The 17083-nt window shown below is 37.8% G+C and carries 11 protein-coding genes and 4 pseudogenes; 13 read left to right on the plus strand and 2 right to left on the minus strand.

The genetic code is table 11. The features are described from left to right. Positions 1-212 precede the first annotated feature (212 nt). The 6 genes from RM368_RS35485 (at position 213) to RM368_RS35510 (ending at position 6820) form a co-directional block, all read left to right on the plus strand. On the plus strand, positions 213-1130 hold the full coding sequence (locus RM368_RS35485) for a glycosyltransferase family 2 protein (protein WP_322698403.1): 918 nt from the start codon (positions 213-215) through the stop codon (positions 1128-1130). A gap of 38 nt (positions 1131-1168) precedes the next feature. Continuing rightward, positions 1169-2431 (plus strand): glycosyltransferase family 4 protein, encoded by a 1263-nt coding sequence (locus tag RM368_RS35490; protein WP_322698404.1) that lies wholly within the window; start codon positions 1169-1171, stop codon positions 2429-2431. A 180-nt stretch (positions 2432-2611) separates the two neighbouring features. Beyond that, positions 2612-3970 carry a hypothetical protein gene (locus tag RM368_RS35495; protein ID WP_322698405.1) on the plus strand — a complete coding sequence of 453 codons (1359 nt, stop codon included), beginning with the start codon at positions 2612-2614 and terminating at the stop codon, positions 3968-3970. 25 nt (positions 3971-3995) lie between these two features. Then, positions 3996-4736 (plus strand): glycosyltransferase family 2 protein, encoded by a 741-nt coding sequence (locus RM368_RS35500; protein ID WP_322698406.1) that lies wholly within the window; start codon positions 3996-3998, stop codon positions 4734-4736. Between the two features lie 164 nt (positions 4737-4900). Next, entirely contained in the window at positions 4901-5881 is a 981-nt protein-coding gene (locus RM368_RS35505) for a glycosyltransferase (protein ID WP_322698407.1), read from the plus strand. Positions 5882-5923: 42 nt separating this feature from the next. Then, on the plus strand, positions 5924-6820 hold the full coding sequence (locus tag RM368_RS35510) for a glycosyltransferase (RefSeq protein ID WP_322698408.1): 897 nt from the start codon (positions 5924-5926) through the stop codon (positions 6818-6820). 249 nt (positions 6821-7069) lie between these two features. Here RM368_RS35510 and RM368_RS35515 read toward each other — a convergent pair whose 3' ends face one another. Further along, positions 7070-8194 carry a glycoside hydrolase family 2 TIM barrel-domain containing protein gene (locus tag RM368_RS35515; protein ID WP_322698409.1) on the minus strand — a complete coding sequence of 375 codons (1125 nt, stop codon included), beginning with the start codon at positions 8192-8194 and terminating at the stop codon, positions 7070-7072. Positions 8195-9311: 1117 nt separating this feature from the next. Here RM368_RS35515 and RM368_RS35520 point away from each other — a divergent pair. From RM368_RS35520 to RM368_RS35535, 4 genes and pseudogenes are all read left to right on the plus strand, one after another. Next, positions 9312-12611, plus strand: a pseudogene (locus RM368_RS35520) (phycobilisome rod-core linker polypeptide); the annotation flags it as partial. A gap of 398 nt (positions 12612-13009) precedes the next feature. Continuing rightward, a complete protein-coding gene (gene apcA / locus RM368_RS35525; protein ID WP_322698411.1) occupies positions 13010-13498 on the plus strand; it encodes an allophycocyanin subunit alpha in 489 nt (162 codons plus the stop codon). Positions 13499-13563: 65 nt separating this feature from the next. Then, positions 13564-14052 carry an allophycocyanin subunit beta gene (gene apcB, locus RM368_RS35530; RefSeq protein ID WP_104908010.1) on the plus strand — a complete coding sequence of 163 codons (489 nt, stop codon included), beginning with the start codon at positions 13564-13566 and terminating at the stop codon, positions 14050-14052. A 222-nt stretch (positions 14053-14274) separates the two neighbouring features. Then, positions 14275-14481: a phycobilisome linker polypeptide gene (locus RM368_RS35535; RefSeq protein WP_094349821.1), complete on the plus strand. Its 207-nt coding sequence runs from the start codon at positions 14275-14277 to the stop codon at positions 14479-14481. Positions 14482-14808: 327 nt separating this feature from the next. On the opposite strand, the gene RM368_RS38940 is transcribed toward RM368_RS35535, so the two are convergent. Further along, complete coding sequence (locus tag RM368_RS38940; RefSeq protein WP_416212284.1) at positions 14809-14982, minus strand: transposase; 174 nt, start codon at positions 14980-14982, stop codon at positions 14809-14811. Positions 14983-15188: 206 nt separating this feature from the next. Here RM368_RS38940 and RM368_RS35545 point away from each other — a divergent pair. The 3 pseudogenes from RM368_RS35545 to RM368_RS35555 all read left to right on the plus strand — a co-directional run. Then, positions 15189-15518, plus strand: a pseudogene (locus RM368_RS35545) (DUF4277 domain-containing protein); the annotation flags it as partial. A 99-nt stretch (positions 15519-15617) separates the two neighbouring features. After that, positions 15618-16432, plus strand: a pseudogene (locus RM368_RS35550) (IS5 family transposase). Positions 16433-16581: 149 nt separating this feature from the next. Beyond that, positions 16582-16761, plus strand: a pseudogene (locus RM368_RS35555) (hypothetical protein); the annotation flags it as partial. Positions 16762-17083 lie beyond the last annotated feature (322 nt).

The following is a 17083-nucleotide window of genomic DNA, read 5'->3' on the forward strand; positions in this document are numbered from 1 at the left end:
GCACGGCGCGGTTACACCGCGCCATTGCTTGTGACAGTTGCGTAAGTCCTGTAAATAAACTAAATAGTCCCAATTGGGGAAAGTAATCAGATAATCCCTCCAGTCATTAAAATGCTTCCAGACTTGTTTATTGTTTTACGACTTTAGGACTTACGCACTGTACAAACGCATCATCTCGTATATCAACTTTCAGGAAGAAAGGTATTGTCAAAATGCAAACTCCAGTTGCGTTCATCATTTTCAATCGTCCAGATAGAACCGTAAAAGTGTTTGAGGCTATTCGCCAAGCGCGTCCACCGATGCTCCTAGTTGCAGCGGATGGGCCTCGTGGAAATCGAGCTGGAGAGTCCGAAAAATGTGCAAAAACGCGATCGATTATCGATCGCGTAGACTGGCCCTGCGAAGTCTTAACCAATTATTCTGACATCAATATGGGGATGAAGCAGCGAGAAGCCACTGCTTTTTCTTGGGTATTTGACATCGTTGAAGAAGCTATTCTTTTGGAAGATGACTGTTTACCTCATCCAACATTTTTTCCCTATTGCGAAGAATTATTGAGGTATTACCGTCATGATGAGCGGGTTATGACAATTTCTGGAGATAATACCCCCTTGGGCAATCCTAGAAATCGGCAGACTCAGGATAGCTATTACTTTTCAATTTATACCCGAACATGGGGATGGGCAACCTGGCGTAGGGCATGGCAACATTACGATCTAGAAATGAAAAAGTGGTCAACTATTCGTGACGAGGGTTGGCTAAAAGACATTCTCAGAGATTCCAGAGAAGTCCAATTTTGGCAAAACCAATTCCAATCTACCTATGATGGTTTTGACACTTGGGACTATCAATGGATGCTCTGTTCCTGGTTACAAAATGCCTTGAGCATTATCCCCACAGTTAATTTGATTAGCAATCTGGGATTCGATCTGGATGGAACCAATACAACAGATCGAGGCGATCCACGCTCCAATGTTCCGACACAACCTATGCAATTTCCATTACAACATCCGCCCTTCACGATCCCAGATCGCCAAGCCGATCGTTTCACAAGAGAAAATGTTTATATGCCAAGTTTGTTGAAACGTGTCCAGAGAAAACTCAGAAAAACATTCAAAAATTTCAAATAATTTGTCGCTCTATTAAGGTTTAACCATTGAATCTATTTATGCAAATTATTCATACTAGTTATTCTGATTTATCTGGAGGTGCTGCTCGTGCAGCTTACCGGATTCATCGTTGTCTGTTACAGGCAGAAATAGACTCTCGGATGCAAGTTTTGTCAAAAATTTCTGACGATCCAACAGTTAGAGGTAATTCATTAAAAATCGGAAGAATAACAACAGAAATTCGCACAGGTATAGGTTTATTAGCCAAAAAAACCATCAAAAGTTCCGATCCAACGCGTTATTCAGCGGGGATTCTTCCTTCTAATTGGGTAAAATCTTTCCATACCTCTGATGCAGATGTAATAAATCTTCATTGGGTAGGTGCAGAGACTTTATCCATTAGTGAAATTGGTCAGATTCGTAAACCGATAGTGTGGACATTTCACGATATGTGGGCATTTTGTGGAGCAGAGCACTATGCAAACGATGGACTTAATGCTCGCTGGCGTGAGGGTTATCGAGCAGACAATCGTCCACAAGACGAGTCTGGTTTCGATTTAAATCGTTGGACTTGGGAACGCAAGCAACGTAACTGGAAATATCCTTTCCATATTGTTTGTCCTAGTAACTGGCTAGCAGATTGCGTTCGCAATAGTGCATTGATGGCAGATTGTCCCGTTTCAGTCATACCATATCCCTTAGATTTAGATAGCTTTCGCCCGATTGAAAAAACATTAGCACGACAGCTTTTGAATTTACCTCAACAGCGATCGTTAATTTTATTTGGTGCCTTGGGTGGAACTAACGATCCTCGCAAAGGTATTGATTTATTATTACAAGCTACCAGTTTTCTGGAAAATCAAAAGTCAAAAGATATAGAAATTGAAATAGTAATTTTTGGACAGTCACGTCCGCCACAAGTTCCTAAATTGGGTTTCCCACTTCGATATACAGGACATCTTGCCGATGATATTTCTCTGGCTCTACTCTATTCTGCTGCTGATGTCTTTGTTGCACCTTCTAGACAAGATAACTTACCGAATACAGTTGTTGAGGCAATAGCTTGTGGGACTCCTACTGTTGCTTTCAAAATTGGAGGAATGCCTGATTTAATTCAGCATAGAGTGTCAGGCTATTTAGCGCAACCATACGAAGCAGAAGATTTAGCAACAGGAATTCAATGGGTTCTACAACAACAAAAAGAAAGTAAATCTCTTAGTTTAGCAGCCCGTCGTCATGCAGAATATATGTTTGACCCAGTTCGGATCGCACAGCAGTACGTTGCGGTTTATAAGGAAGCAATGAATATACAAAACAAGTGAGTGAGTAACTATATAGGGTTTGCTGAAAAAGCCCCACTGTGGATTTAGAATTCACGCAGCTTGATAAATACTAGCTTTGTAACAAAGTCTCATCAAATTCGTTTAGTAACTTCCCAGAGAAAGTGCAAGGGTTTTGAGTCTATAGAGGTGATAATGTTGCACTTATAATATCTAAAAATTATGCTTCTTAAATTCATCCCAGAAACAAATAAAATCCATTCAATACATAAATTTTTTTCTTTGTTTGGCAATTTAAAAAATTTTGTTTTGATATTTGGTCTAGCTATTTGGGCTATTATTCCGTTATTAGGTGTAGTTTTTATACTTGCATATTGCCAAATTAATATTTCCCAAAATAAAATAGTAGGAAATCAAAAACGTATACTTAATATATTTCCAATCTTACTAGTTTTATTTACAATTACTACATATATAGCCAGCTTTGAGCCATTTCGAGATACAATTGTATATCTTGATATTTATTCTTCGCTTCAAAAAGAAACAGGATTGACTATTCCAGATATCGAACTAGAACCAGTCTCTTTCATTTTGCCTAAATATTTGAGTGTATTAATAGGGCCTAGTCAACTGAGTTTTTTATTCCTTCAATCTTTGAGCATGAATACGGCTTTCACCGTTTTCTCCATGCTATTTATGCCCGATTTTTATCCATTAATCATATTAATTAATGTAACGACTCAAGGATACTATTTTCAACTCTTTTGGATGAGACAAATTTATTCATGGATATTTATAATACCTGCTATTTATGTTGATAACTTTGTGATTGCTTGTCTTTGTATATATGTCGGTTATTGGACACACAAATCTTCTTTAATGTATATTTTTGGCATATTACCTGGACTGTTCAAGTATAAATTTATTAATGCATTAAATCCATTCAAATCCTTTTCTAAATATTTGAATAATAGATTTAGTATTATTATTTGTTTTGGAGCGATACTTTTATTCTCATCAGTAATAATGAAATCACTGCTAGATTTAACAATTTCATTATCATCTTTTGATGGTTCTGTATCTCAGAGAATCGATATTTATGGCGGTGGCGGTGATAACTACAGTCTTGGAGATAAAATTAAAAATCAAATACGTCCTATTCTTGATTATATTATTATCTCTATATTTATCTTGAGAACTGATATAAACAAAATAAATAGAGTATATAGCAAAACAAATAGAAGATATATAAGATGGATTACAACATTCTTTTTGCTTTTCTTACTTTATTTTGGGTCTTTGACATATGGATTTAATTTGAGAATTACCAGTATCTTTTTTTGCATTCCTGGGTTTTTTTATATTATAGCTCTCTCTTCAGACAAACTTAATGGTGCCTATAGCTATGATACTTTTATATTTATATTGGCAATTGTTTTCAGGATGATTTACTTTTTTATTAGTATCACACTTCCTCAAAGCTACCTAACTTTTTGGAATGGTGAACCGCTAACTACACCAATCAGTGAATATTTTTACCTTTTTTATCAGTTTATATTAAACCTAATTAATCATAACTAATATGAATCATTGCCAAGTATCGATAGTGACGATATCCAAAAATAATTACCAAGGATTGCAAAAAACCTTACAATCAGTCAAAGAACAAGACTATGAAATAATAGAGCATATTGTCATTGATGGAGATTCTGCTGATGGAAGTAAAGAGTTTTTAGATTCATACACCCATTCTAAAAATTATATTTATTTGTCAGAACTAGATAATGGGATATCTAGTGCATTTAATAAAGGTTTACAAAAAAGTAATGGAGATTTAATTTTCTTCTTAAACGCGGGAGATGTATTCTTTTCCAAAACAGTGATTTCTGAAGTTGTGCAAAGCTATATGCAACATAAATGGAAATGTGCTATTGGTGTCACCGTCACTACAAGTTTTTCTGGAGAAACCATATTTTATCGTCCGCCGCAACTTTCATCGAAATTTCTAAAATATTTTATGTTTTTACCACACCAGGGGTTTTTCTGTGAAACTTCTCTACATAAGAATTACAAATACAATGAATCTCTAAAAATTTCTATGGATTACGAATTATTTCTGCGAATGCTCAAAAATATAACAATCTTTTATTTACCTACAGTAATATCAATACGCGAACCTGGAGGTATTTCTAGCCAAACTCAAAAGAGAATTAGTGAACATTCACAAATACGTTTGATTTATGCTAATAAAATACATGAAAAATTGATAATCAGCATTTTAAATACATTAATTTTACTTAAAAATTATCTCAAGATTGACTCACCTTTTGCATCAAAAAATGAGTAAATCAAATATTATACTAGCGAATACTTACTAATACTTCATTCATCTCAAATATTTATTTTTGAAATAATTGCGTTTTTATCTATTTGTGAATTATGCATATAATATATCTTTTTAGACCAAAAAATCCCAGAGTGCATCATTGCTCAGAATCTTTTTACAAAGCAATGGCACTAACTACTGGTTCCGATCTAGCTAGTTATTCTGTAAAATACTTATATTCCGTCAAGATGCAAGAAAGTTGGTTATTAATCAAACAGTTAGTGAGCCTAAATAAGCAAGAAAGAATATCAGTATTTTTCTTTTTAATTCAGTTAGACTATTTAGTATTAGCTTTAGTTTTAAAAATAATTAGTAAATTTTTCAGTAAAAACTTAGAAATTTCTTATTTAATGCATGAACCTAAATTTGAAAAAGGAAGAATTAACCCTTTCAAAGCATATATTGTATTTTTATATCATTTAGTCTTTGGCTATATAGCAGATAAAATATTATTACCTAGCAATGAAGCGTTTTTGAAAGCAAAAGACTTCGTTAATAATGATAAACTTTACAAGTTAAACTTATCATTTCTTTCTCTACCAGAAGAGATTTTACAAAACAATTTAGCACAACTAAAGTATAGTTGGGATAAGGAAAAAAGTTTTTTATTGTTAGGTCGAGCAGATAAAGATAAAAACCCTCAAGGATTTTTATCTTTAGCAAGTATAATTAACAAAGATTACTCAAAACAAGCGAGATTTATTCGGGGTGGAAGTGAGAGGAATATACAAGTAAACTACGACGAAAAACTAATAATTAGATTTCCTGGCTTCATTTCAAATAGTGCTAAAAGTTTCCTACTTGGTTTAAGCCACTTTGTTGTGATTCCCTACTCATTTTCAACTCAAAGTGGTGTGGTGACAGAGGCTTTGAGTTATGGAAAGCTTTTAATTATTAATGATATCCCTACTTTTTCATATTTAAAAGGTCTAAGTTTTGTCTTTTTTACTGATTTTAATGACGAAAGCTCAATGTCAAAATGTATCCATGATGTATTTAGTATGGACATAAATGATTATGAAACCCGCTATTGGGAAGCAATAAGATACTTCCAAGAAAATCATTCAGAAGCTTATCTTTCAAAAACCTTGCAAGAAATTTTATAAACACATTTTTGTTTTTGAAATATACAGAGGTGAAATACATCCATGTCGAATACAGTATCTACAGTTTCTAGCAACATACAGCCAAGCATTACAGTGGGTATTCCTTTTTACCAAGGTAGCAATATTGCACATCTTCGTGCTGCTATTGACTCTATTTTATGGCAAAGTGTACCAGCAAAGGAAATTCATTTAATTCAGGATGGTTTGGTTTCAAAAACTTTGGAGGAAACTGTTAATGAATATACTGCAACTTATCCTCATATAAAACACCTCTTAATTTCTCAAAACATGGGTTTAGCTCATGCACTTAATATCTCCATATTAAACTCTTCATCTACATACTACGCAAGAATGGACTCTGATGACATTGCACATCCAGAGCGATTAAGTAAACAAATAGATTTTTTAGAAAATAACTTAGATATTGACATCTTAGGTACTTGGGCTTATGTCTTTGAGGATGAATTTCCAAGAGAAAATTGCTCAATTAGGATAATGCCTGTATGTAATCAGGAGATACATGCACTGTTTCATTATCAAAATCCGTTGATACATCCATCTGTGATGTTTAGAAGTAGCGTTTTTGCTAAAACAGGGCTTTATAACATGGAATTTCGTTCTGAATGTGATTTAGAATTGTGGGCAAGAGCATTGAAATTGAGAGTTGGTATTTCAAATTTATCTGAACCTTTACTTTATTATAGAAATACAGGCGTTATAAGTAGAAGGTCTGCGGCTTTAGGACAGCAAATTAAAGCACGATATCAATACAATACTCTTTCACTAAAATTAAATATTCTCAAAGTCATGTCTTTACTATTTCGCATTCTTCCTTATCAAATGCAAGTTTGGGGATACAAAAAGTTTAAAAAAGAGAGCAATTTTAATCAAAATGCTGGCGAATTTTTAGTTAAATATAAATCGAATATTTCTAATTAATTATATTTAAACTATAGGTATTAATTATTATTATTATAAAAATTGGTTTAATATCATATCTACTTAATTTTTATAAAAAATATTTATCATACTGTATCTCTCAGTTGAACAACGCAATTAAACATAAGATAAACTTAACTATGCCACATAGCTCAAACTTCTTCATCCCTACTTCTCAGAGTTAAGAGATACGGAATAAGAAGTTTGAAAAATTTAGATGTCTTATATTTAATTACTAAGCTTATTAACTTATCTTACTTGATACAACTTTACTTCATAAGCATTTAAACGAGTGCTGAAACTTGCATTAGGAAATAGGTTATTAATAGTTTTTTCATTAAAAGTAAGTATTTTACCAGCTAAACTCTGAGTCAGTTTTATTACAAAATTTATTTGAGTCGAAGTATGATTAACAGCTATAATTAAATATTTTGTAGTATTAGGAATAGGAAATAATTTAACTTCTATATTTGGGTTGTTTACTTGTACTGGATTACTTAAATCTTCTCCTCTAACGATTGCAGGAATGTAATCTCGGAATTCTTTAATAGTAGGATACAAAACTGACTCATTCCAGGAAGGTGAAGAGAGATAGTGTATCCAAAATAGCAGCCCATCAGCCCCTGTAAGGACTGATAAATAAAACATATAGCGAAATTCTAACTTTGTTGGTAATCGAAGATCGGTCTGATTTCCTCTATAAGCTTGTATTACGTTCCAAAATTTTTTGTTTTTAACATCAGCAAGGGAAATGACTTCGTAGAGTGCTTTTCGATAAAATGATACCCATTGGAATTCTACAACTCCATCTTTGCAAGGATAACAATCCCACATCAATATATCCATTGCATCGCTGTAAGGTTCAATTTTTTCTATTTTGTGAAAAACTAATGCCACTGGCTTTGATTTATCTTCTTCCTTAATAGCTTTGTATACCTTTTTTAACAAATTTGGAGAAATTGGTCTAGGTTTTTTTATTTCTGGTTCATCATAAAGATACCAAGCATAAACGGAAGGATGGTTTTTATAAGTACGAATAAAGTCTTTTACTCCTGAAATATTTTCTGATTCTATTAAAGGACGAGGAATCTCAAGCAGAATTTTTATTGGTGTTTTTTTAGAAGCATCCAAAAATGCCTGGATTTTTGCCTTGCCTTCTTTTTCAACATAGGGCATTAATAAGTCAATTCCTTTAGAAGATGCTTTGATTGGTACATCTATATTATTGATATTGTCATACCATCCTAAGAAAAAGGGTAAACTTCGTTTTCGATTAGTTAAATATTTTTGGGGATTGAAACTGACAAGTATGCTGCTAGTACTAGCTACTAAAAAACCAGGAATTAAAGCTATAAATTTACGTCGCGTTATCATTATCAAATATTAAATTTCAGAACAAGCTTAATTAAACATCACATTGATTGGTTTGGCAATATTTGGTATTATCTATGAACCATTGCAACTTATTCAAGGACATTTGAGTACCTACCTCATACCTCAGTAGCAATGTAAGCAAACGTTTGTCTGCAATCAAACTGGTCACGTCCAATTTTGGTGATATATGCTGGTTCTATGAAAATCATTGGCAATATTTAAAATTATAAATATCTTGTAACAGTTTCACTGCATTAACATTTTTTGTAGTGAATTTAAAGCGATCGCTACCACTAACAGTTATGCTTTCATTTAGTCACTATCCCTTTTTAAGAAGTAACATTAATATAAAGTATAAGTTTATACATTTTATTTCTATCGTCGTAATGATGGGCTTCACTGTTGTATACCAGAGTTGGTATTTGATATCTAGTCTTTGCTCACTTGACAACGGTGTTGATATTTTCTCTAGAAGCGCATTTGCCGAAGTGACAGCGAAAATAATTGCGATCGCAGATAGAGTAGCATTGAATCACTAGTTAAATTTGGAACTTTTCTTCTTAGGATTTACCCTTAATCTTAATACTGACTATTTCCAGATTAAACTACCACAGATTAAGAATTATTTTACCTATAGTGTCAGTTTTAACATAATTTTACTTATATTAAAAATAACTTAATATCAACGAATAACTACTGTCCGGTGACTAAGTGCAACCTTTAATTAATCCATAGCCAATTCTTTGCGTGCCTCTGCCTTTCCCTCTGTGCCCCTACCCTGCAAAAAGGCGAAGTGGTTATGCGTTTAAATAAAAAACAAATCAGCTGACAGTTCCCAACCGACTACTTAGTTACAAAACTTAGACTTAATCTCAGACAAACTGGAGTATACACTTTTAAGACTGGAGACAATTAAGATACAGGTTCTACATACTTCTTAATAAATCCGCCTTGAGAACGCAAAACGTTTTAATCTAAAAGCTAACTGGGTTAATTTACTGGCAGTTTTGCAGGCAAAACTCTCAAGCTTATAAAGCATAGACACGCCAATGTGTCAAGCCTCAAAACAATCCAGACTTAACATATAAACGCTTATGATGGGAGTTTTACAAATCCGATGAGTGTTAAGGCGAGTGGTGGAAGCTCGGTTGCGCGTCCGCAACTATATCAAACCCTAACTGTATCCACAATTACCCAAGCGGAGCAGCAAGACCGTTTCTTGGGAAGTGGTGAACTAAATGAACTGGCAAGTTATTTTGCATCTGGTGCAAAACGTCTAGAAATTTCTCAGACGTTGACGGACAATGCCGAGATTATTGTGTCTCGAGCTGCCAACCGGATTTTTGTTGGTGGTTCCCCAATGGCTTTTTTAGAAAAGCCCAGAGCAGTAGAAATAGTACCTGTTAGTGCTGTTGCCGGTGCTAATGTTCAACAAGGGATGCAACTGGGAACTGTAACCTACGTTGAAAGTCGTGGTGGGTTCTTAGAAAATTTACGCTCAATATTTAACTCATCCCCCAGCGGCCCGACACCTCCAGGTTTCAGACCAATTAACATTGCTCGATATGGCCCAAGCAACATGGCCAAGAGCTTGCGGGATTTATCCTGGTTCTTGCGCTACGCTACTTATGCGATCGTCGCTGGCGACCCCAACATCATAGCGGTGAATACAAGGGGTTTGCGGGAAATCATTGAAAATGCCTGCTCTGGAGAAGCCACGCTAGTAGCTTTACAAGAAATCAAAGCTGGGGCACTTTCATTTTTCCGCAACGATGCTGAGGGTACAGAAATTGTGTCTCAGTACATGGATGTTTTGTTAACAGAATTCAAAGCAGCCACACCTTCAAATAAACTGCGCCAACGCCCTTCTAGCGACCAGCAAGGGTTAGAATTGCCGCAAATCTACTTCAATGCCTCAGAACGTCGTCCCAAATTTGTGATGAAGACTGGGTTATCCAGTAGCGAAAAAAATGAGGTAGTGAAAGCGGCCTATCGACAAATCTTTGAGCGCGACATTAGCCGTGCTTATAGTTTGTCCATATCTGACCTAGAATCCAAGGTGAAGAATGGCGACATCTCGATGAAAGAGTTTGTCCGTCGTTTAGCTAAATCTCCCCTTTACCAAAAACAGTTTTACCAGCCTTTTATTAACAGCCGAGTCATCGAACTAGCTTTCCGTCACATTCTGGGACGGGGCCCAAGTAGCCGAGAAGAAGTACAAAAATACTTCTCGATTATTTCTAATGGTGGTCTACCAGCTTTGGTAGATGCCTTAGTAGATTCTGCTGAATACGGCGACTATTTTGGCGAAGAAACAGTACCCTACCTGCGGGGTCTAGGTCAAGAAGCACAAGAATGTCGCAACTGGGGGCCTCAGCAAGACCTGTTTAACTACAGTGCGCCTTTCCGCAAGATACCTCAGTTCATCACCACATTTGCGGCTTACGAGCAACCGCTACCAGATCAACATCCCTACGGTTCTGGTAACGACCCCTTGGAAATTCAGTTTGGAGCGATTTTCCCGAAAGAAACTCGCAACCCCAGTACCAGTCCGGCTCCTTTTAGCAAGGATACCAAACGCATCCTGATTCACCAAGGAGCAGGGATTAATAACCAAAATAGTAATCCCAAAGCGCGGGGTGAAGCTCCTGGTACCCTTGGGCCCAAGGTGTTCAAATTAGACCAACTGCCTGGTACTAGAGGTAAAAAGGCTCCCAAAAGTTCTAGTGTCAGATACTCCGAAAGCTCCACACAAGCAGTAATTAGAGCTGCTTACCTGCAAGTTTTTGGTCGCGATGTCTACGAAGGTCAGCGCCCGAAGGTATTAGAAATCAAACTGGAAAATGGCGACATCTCAGTACGGGAATTTATCCGTGCTTTGGCTAAGTCGGATGTATTCCGCAATCTGTACTGGTCATCGCTGTATGTTTGTAAAGCGATCGAGTATATTCACCGCCGCTTGTTGGGTCGTCCGACTTATGGTCGTCAAGAAATCAACAAGTACTTTGATATTGCTTCAAAACAGGGCTTTTACGCGGTGGTTGATGCCATTATTAACAGCGTAGAATACAGCGAAGCCTTTGGTGAAGATACAATTCCTTACGAACGGTATCTGACTCCTGGTGGTGTAGCAGGGCGACAATTACGTGTTGGTAGCATTCGTGATGATATTGCCGCGAAAATCCAGAAGGAGGTAACACCAAGCTTTGTGACACTGGGTACAGTGACAGAAAAGCGGTCAGAACCAGATATTCAGTTCCGCATTAACCAAGGTGTTAGCAAGCAACGGGAACAAACCAAAATCTTCAAGCTTGTGGCGAATACTACTGACAAGGTTGCAATCAAAACTTTGATCAGCGCTGCCTATCGTCAGATTTTTGAGCGGGATATTGCACCATACATCGCCAAAAACGAATTTAGCAAATGGGAAAGCAAGCTGGGGAATGGCGAAATTAGCGTGAAGGAATTTATTGAAGGTTTGGGTTACTCTAACCTCTACCTGAAAGAGTTCTACACACCTTACCCCAATACCAAAGTGATTGAGTTAGGAACCAAACACTTCTTGGGACGTGCGCCACTAGACCAAGCAGAAATCCGCAAGTATAACCAAATTTTGGCTACTCAAGGTATTCGTGCCTTTATTGGTGCTTTGGTAGATAGTGTGGAATATAACCAGGTGTTTGGTGAAGATACGGTTCCTTACCGCCGCTTCCCGACCCTGCCAGCGGCAAACTTCCCGAATACAGAGAAGCTTTACAACCAGCTGACCAAGCAAAACGATGACGTGGTTGTACCAAGCTTTAAGCCAGTACAAGCCCGTGTCGGAGTTAGTAACGATACACCGCTTTTGGCACAGGCGATCGCAGATATCGCATCCCAAACAAATGGTCAGCCATCCTTTGCTGAACTGGGTCGTTCCTACAACGATGCTAGCGGACAATCCTTGGAACAGGGTGTGCGTAAACATGCACGTATTTACCGTCTAACAGAAAACACCAACCAAAGCGAAAAACAACAGGCAATCAATGCCATTTATCGTCAAGTGTTGGATGTATTTAGCGGTGAAGTGCCCAATAATTTCCGTCGCACTGACCTAGATAGCAAACTCCAAAATGGTGAAATTTCCGTGCGGGAGTTTGTGCGTGAACTAGCTAGTTCCCAAATCTATCGCCAGCGCTTCTTATCACCTTATCCTCATAGCAAGGTCATTGAGTTCCTCTTCCGTCATCTGTTGGGGCGTACACCCGCAACTCAGGAAGAAATTGTGCAATATAACAAGCTGCTAGTCGATAGTGGTTTGTCAGCCGTTGTAGAAGCAATAGTCGAAAGTCCAGAATATAACCGCTACTTCGGTGAAGATGTTGTGCCTTATAACCGCTTCCCATCTCTGCCAGTAGGTAACTACCTCGGCAGTGTCGCGGTTGATTAAGGAGTAGGGACTAGGGAATTAGGGAATAGGGTACAGATTATTTACTGTTCCCTATCCCCTGTAACCCATCCTCTGTCCCCTTCTTAACCTTTCGTAATACCGCTCTCAGATTGCAGTTAGAACAGCAAATTCTGAAAAGCAATATTACAAAGTATTAAGAGCAGTCATAAATGCTCAACAGAATGCCGGAAAATGTTTTGCGGAAGGTAACTGAGTTTGAAAGCTTGTGTACTTATGTTGACTCAAGCAAACTCGTAATTTCTTAGCCGTAGCAGTTGTAAAATTGTTGTGTCTAAAAGGACGAAAAAACAAACTCAGTAAACCAAACTCAAAGTCGCACCAGTTTAATCAAATCCTGGTTTCATTCGTATTGGAGGAATCCATTAATGAGTATCGTCACGAAAGCTATCGTGAATGCTGATGCAGAAGCTCGCTACCTCAGCCCTGGTGAGTTAGATCGGATCAAGTCTTTTGTTACAAGTGGTGAGCGCCGGGTGCGGATTGCTCAAGTTTTATCAGAAAATCGCGAACGGCTTGTTAAGCAAGCTGGCGATCAACTGTTTCAAAAGCGTCCTGATGTTGTGTCTCCTGGTGGTAACGCTTACGGTCAAGAATTGACTGCTACTTGTCTGCGTGACCTAGATTATTACCTCCGCCTCGTTACCTACGGTATCGTTGCTGGTGATGTCACCCCCATCGAAGAAATTGGTGTTATTGGTGCCCGTGAACTGTACAAGTCCTTGGGAACTCCTATCGATGGTGTTGCTGAAGGTATCCGCGGACTGAAGAATGGCTCTGCGTCACTGCTCTCTGGTGATGAAGCTAGTGAAGCTGCTGGCTACTTCGACTACCTAGTTGGTGCCCTTCTAGGATAGGGTAAAGCTGTTTACCTACTTAAACAGAAGTATTGCAATACGGTTGGAAATAAGGAATTAACAACATGGCTCAAGACGCAATTACCGCTGTCATTAACTCCGCAGACGTTCAAGGCAAATACCTTGACTCTTCTGCTTTAGAAAAGCTAAAAGGCTACTTCTCTACTGGCGAACTACGGGTACGTGCTGCTAGCACCATCAGCGCTAACGCTGCTGCGATCGTCAAAGAAGCTGTAGCAAAATCTTTGCTATACTCTGACATCACCCGTCCCGGCGGCAACATGTACACCACCCGCCGCTATGCTGCTTGCATCCGTGATTTGGATTATTACCTCCGCTACGCTACCTACGCTATGTTGGCTGGCGATCCTTCCATCCTAGATGAGCGTGTGCTCAATGGCTTGAAGGAAACCTACAACTCCTTGGGTGTTCCCGTCGGTGCTACCGTACAAGCTATCCAAGCAATCAAAGAAGTAACCGCCAGCTTGGTAGGTTCTGATGCTGGTAAGGAAATGGGCGTTTACTTAGACTATATCTCCTCTGGCTTAAGCTAAGAACTAGTTTGCGCTTAAGAATTTAGGTGCGGCTTTATTAAGGTCTGGAAATCAGCCGTGAGTGCTAGAACGTTATATTGCTTATCTTGGTAAATTATCAGTGATGAGTGTTGGTGGTCTAGTATTGATGTTTGATTTCCAGCCTTTGAATGATTAAAAGATTTGCACTCAAAATTTTGAGATAAAAAAGTTTTCACGAGGTATACAGGAGATTTTCAAAATATGTCCCGTTTGTTTAAAATTACTGCTCTAGTTCCTAGCCAAACCCGAATTCGGACCCAACGCGAACTGCAAAATACTTACTTCACTAAGCTAGTTCCTTATGAAAACTGGTTCCGCGAACAGCAACGTATTCAAAAAGCAGGTGGCACAATCATCAAGGTGGAACTAGCAACTGGTAAGCAAGGCGCTAATACTGGCTTGTCGTAATTCTGTAAATAGAATATTATTTTAGGGAATTGGTAAGAGGTCGAGAAAGACCTCTTTTTTGTTGAGAATTGATACTACAAAAAACCTGGTAATTACAGCAGTTTGCATCTAAATGAACGTGAGTCTCCAACGAAAGCGCACCTACGGGAAGGGCGAAAGAAAACTGCGTTTTCTTAGGAGTTCGATGAACTAAAAAATGGCAAAAGGTAGAGCAGGCAATTCTTTGGGGTAAATGTCAATAGAAGGTTTTTGAGGCAAATATGTATAAGCAGCCAATCCTGCCATCAAATTCACCAAAAAGTTAAAAGGGCTACGATGCCGTGAGTGTTAGATTTGACAGATATTTTTGAGATAGTTATTCACCGACTCAATAACTGCTCGCTTGCGTAACAAAATTTTATCCAGCAATTTGACTAAGCGATTTTTCATGTTCTTTTTAGATTTTGTGATTAACTCTAAACTTGAATCCAAAGTGCCAACCGACAGAGTTTTTGCCCTAATTTACTAACCCACATTCCGCACCTAAAACTGGCACACAGAGAAAGCAGTAAGTAAATTCAGATTATTGGTAAAAATTGAGACAATAAAAGCTGAGAAGTAAAGTTAATAGCCAGAATCAGGGTAGAAGTCAAAAAATAAATAAAATTAGCACTCTATAAGCTTCCATCATGAAAAGCTAAAAATAGTTGATGGGAAATAGTGTAAAAATGAATTCGCCCTTGAATATTGAAGTAAAAAATTTAGATCACCTGGGGATAGTAGCAGGAATCATTGATGAAATAGGGTTGGTAGACCAAATAAATAAAATACTGGGACAGCACCCGCAAGAAAAGGTAAGCGCGGGTCAGGCAGTTAAAGCAATGATATTAAATGGGTTAGGTTTTGTATCAGGAACGTTATATATGTTTCCTAAATATATGGATGGCTACGCCTGTGAACATCTGTTAGGAGAAGGGATATTACCAGAATATTTAAACGATGACAGATTAGGAAGAGTATTAGACCAATTATATTTGAAAGGATTAAGTGAAATCTTCACTCTAAGAGGCTATTTATAAAGTAAATCTAAAGGTGGCTAATCAAATAAACTGATAACGATAAGATACTTTTGAGGCAGTGCATTTACGTAGCGTTTAATGACTCGAAAGGCTTATTCTACCGACCTGAGTGACTCAGAATGGGCTATTCTAGCTCCCTTAATTCCAGCAGCTAAGTCTGGTGGACATCCGCGCACAACTGATATGAGACAACTATGCAACGCCATTTACTACCACTTGAAAACAGGGTGTCAATGGGATATGCTTCCAGGAGACTTTCCTCCCAGCTCAACGGTTTACAGTTACTACCGGAAATAGCAAAAACAAGGAGTTTGGCAAGAGTTGAACCACACACTACGTAACCAGGTTCGGCAACAAATGGGTAGGTCAGTTCAACCAACTGCGTTAGCAAAGCTCGCCGTAGGCATCGCAGCAGACACTCAGTCAGTAAAAACGACTGAAAAAAGGGGGAAGTGTACGGCTTTGATGGCGGTAAGCTAGTTAAGGGACGCAAACGCCAAACCATAGTCGATAGTCTCGGACTATTACTCAAAGTTGTTGTTAGTGAAGGAAACGCCCCAGAAAGAGTGCTTGCAGCATATGCTTTGATGGAACTGCTAGAAGAACATCCAGAAGTCTTGGAAAAAGTCGAGGTAATGTGGGTTGATTCCGGCTATAACGGTGATCAGTTTGCTCTAACTGTATGGCTTATGATTCAAGCTCATGTTGAGGTCATCCAGCGTACAGAAAAAGAATTTGAGGTTTTGCCCAAACGCTGGGTAGTAGAAAGAACATTTGGATGGTTTAACCAATATCACCGCCTTAGTAAAGATTATGAACGTCTTCCTGAAATGAGTGAGGCTGCCATATATGCTGTTATGACTCGTGTTATGTTACGTCGTCTTGTTGTTTAAAGATTTACTTTATAAATGGTCTCTAATAGCGTTAGCAGCAGTAAAAAAATATAGAGTAGCGTTGTCATCATTGCACTTGGATTCAAGTTCAATGCACCTACATGGAGAATATGAAACAGGCTTGCCAGAAGTAGTGTTTGAAAAAAATATGGATGTTTCAATGTTTCCAAGGTATTCATTTATTAATTATTAATGGTGTTTCACAAATCTCAAACCTCTCTGATGAAAGATTATGGATATTACAATTCTTCCCTAATGCAAGGCGATCGCTACTATTTATTAGTTTGATTGTCATTTCACTCCAGCTTTCCTTTTATCAACTTTTTTGAGTTACTCACTCTATTTTCAGTAACTCTACTTTTTTATGCAGTATTTTTTATAACCATCCATTTTTTTCCCAACTTCAGCTTGATTTTTGACTTTCCATACCTTATTACTTTGGTTTTTTATTAAAAACTAGCGGACATATTCCCTATCATTTCTTTTGTGGCACTTTCAGGTGCGGAATGTAGGTACTAATCCTTTAGCGATCGCCACTAAAAAGCGCCCCCCTTTTGAGGAGAGCGCCTTTGATTTTATTTGACGCGATCGCTGCTATTAACCGTTGATAGCAGGAGCGGTAAGAGCTACAGGAGCAGAATCGCCAGCAGC

This window comes from Nostoc sp. DedSLP03, from assembly GCF_034530815.1.
Classification (GTDB): domain Bacteria; phylum Cyanobacteriota; class Cyanobacteriia; order Cyanobacteriales; family Nostocaceae; genus Nostoc.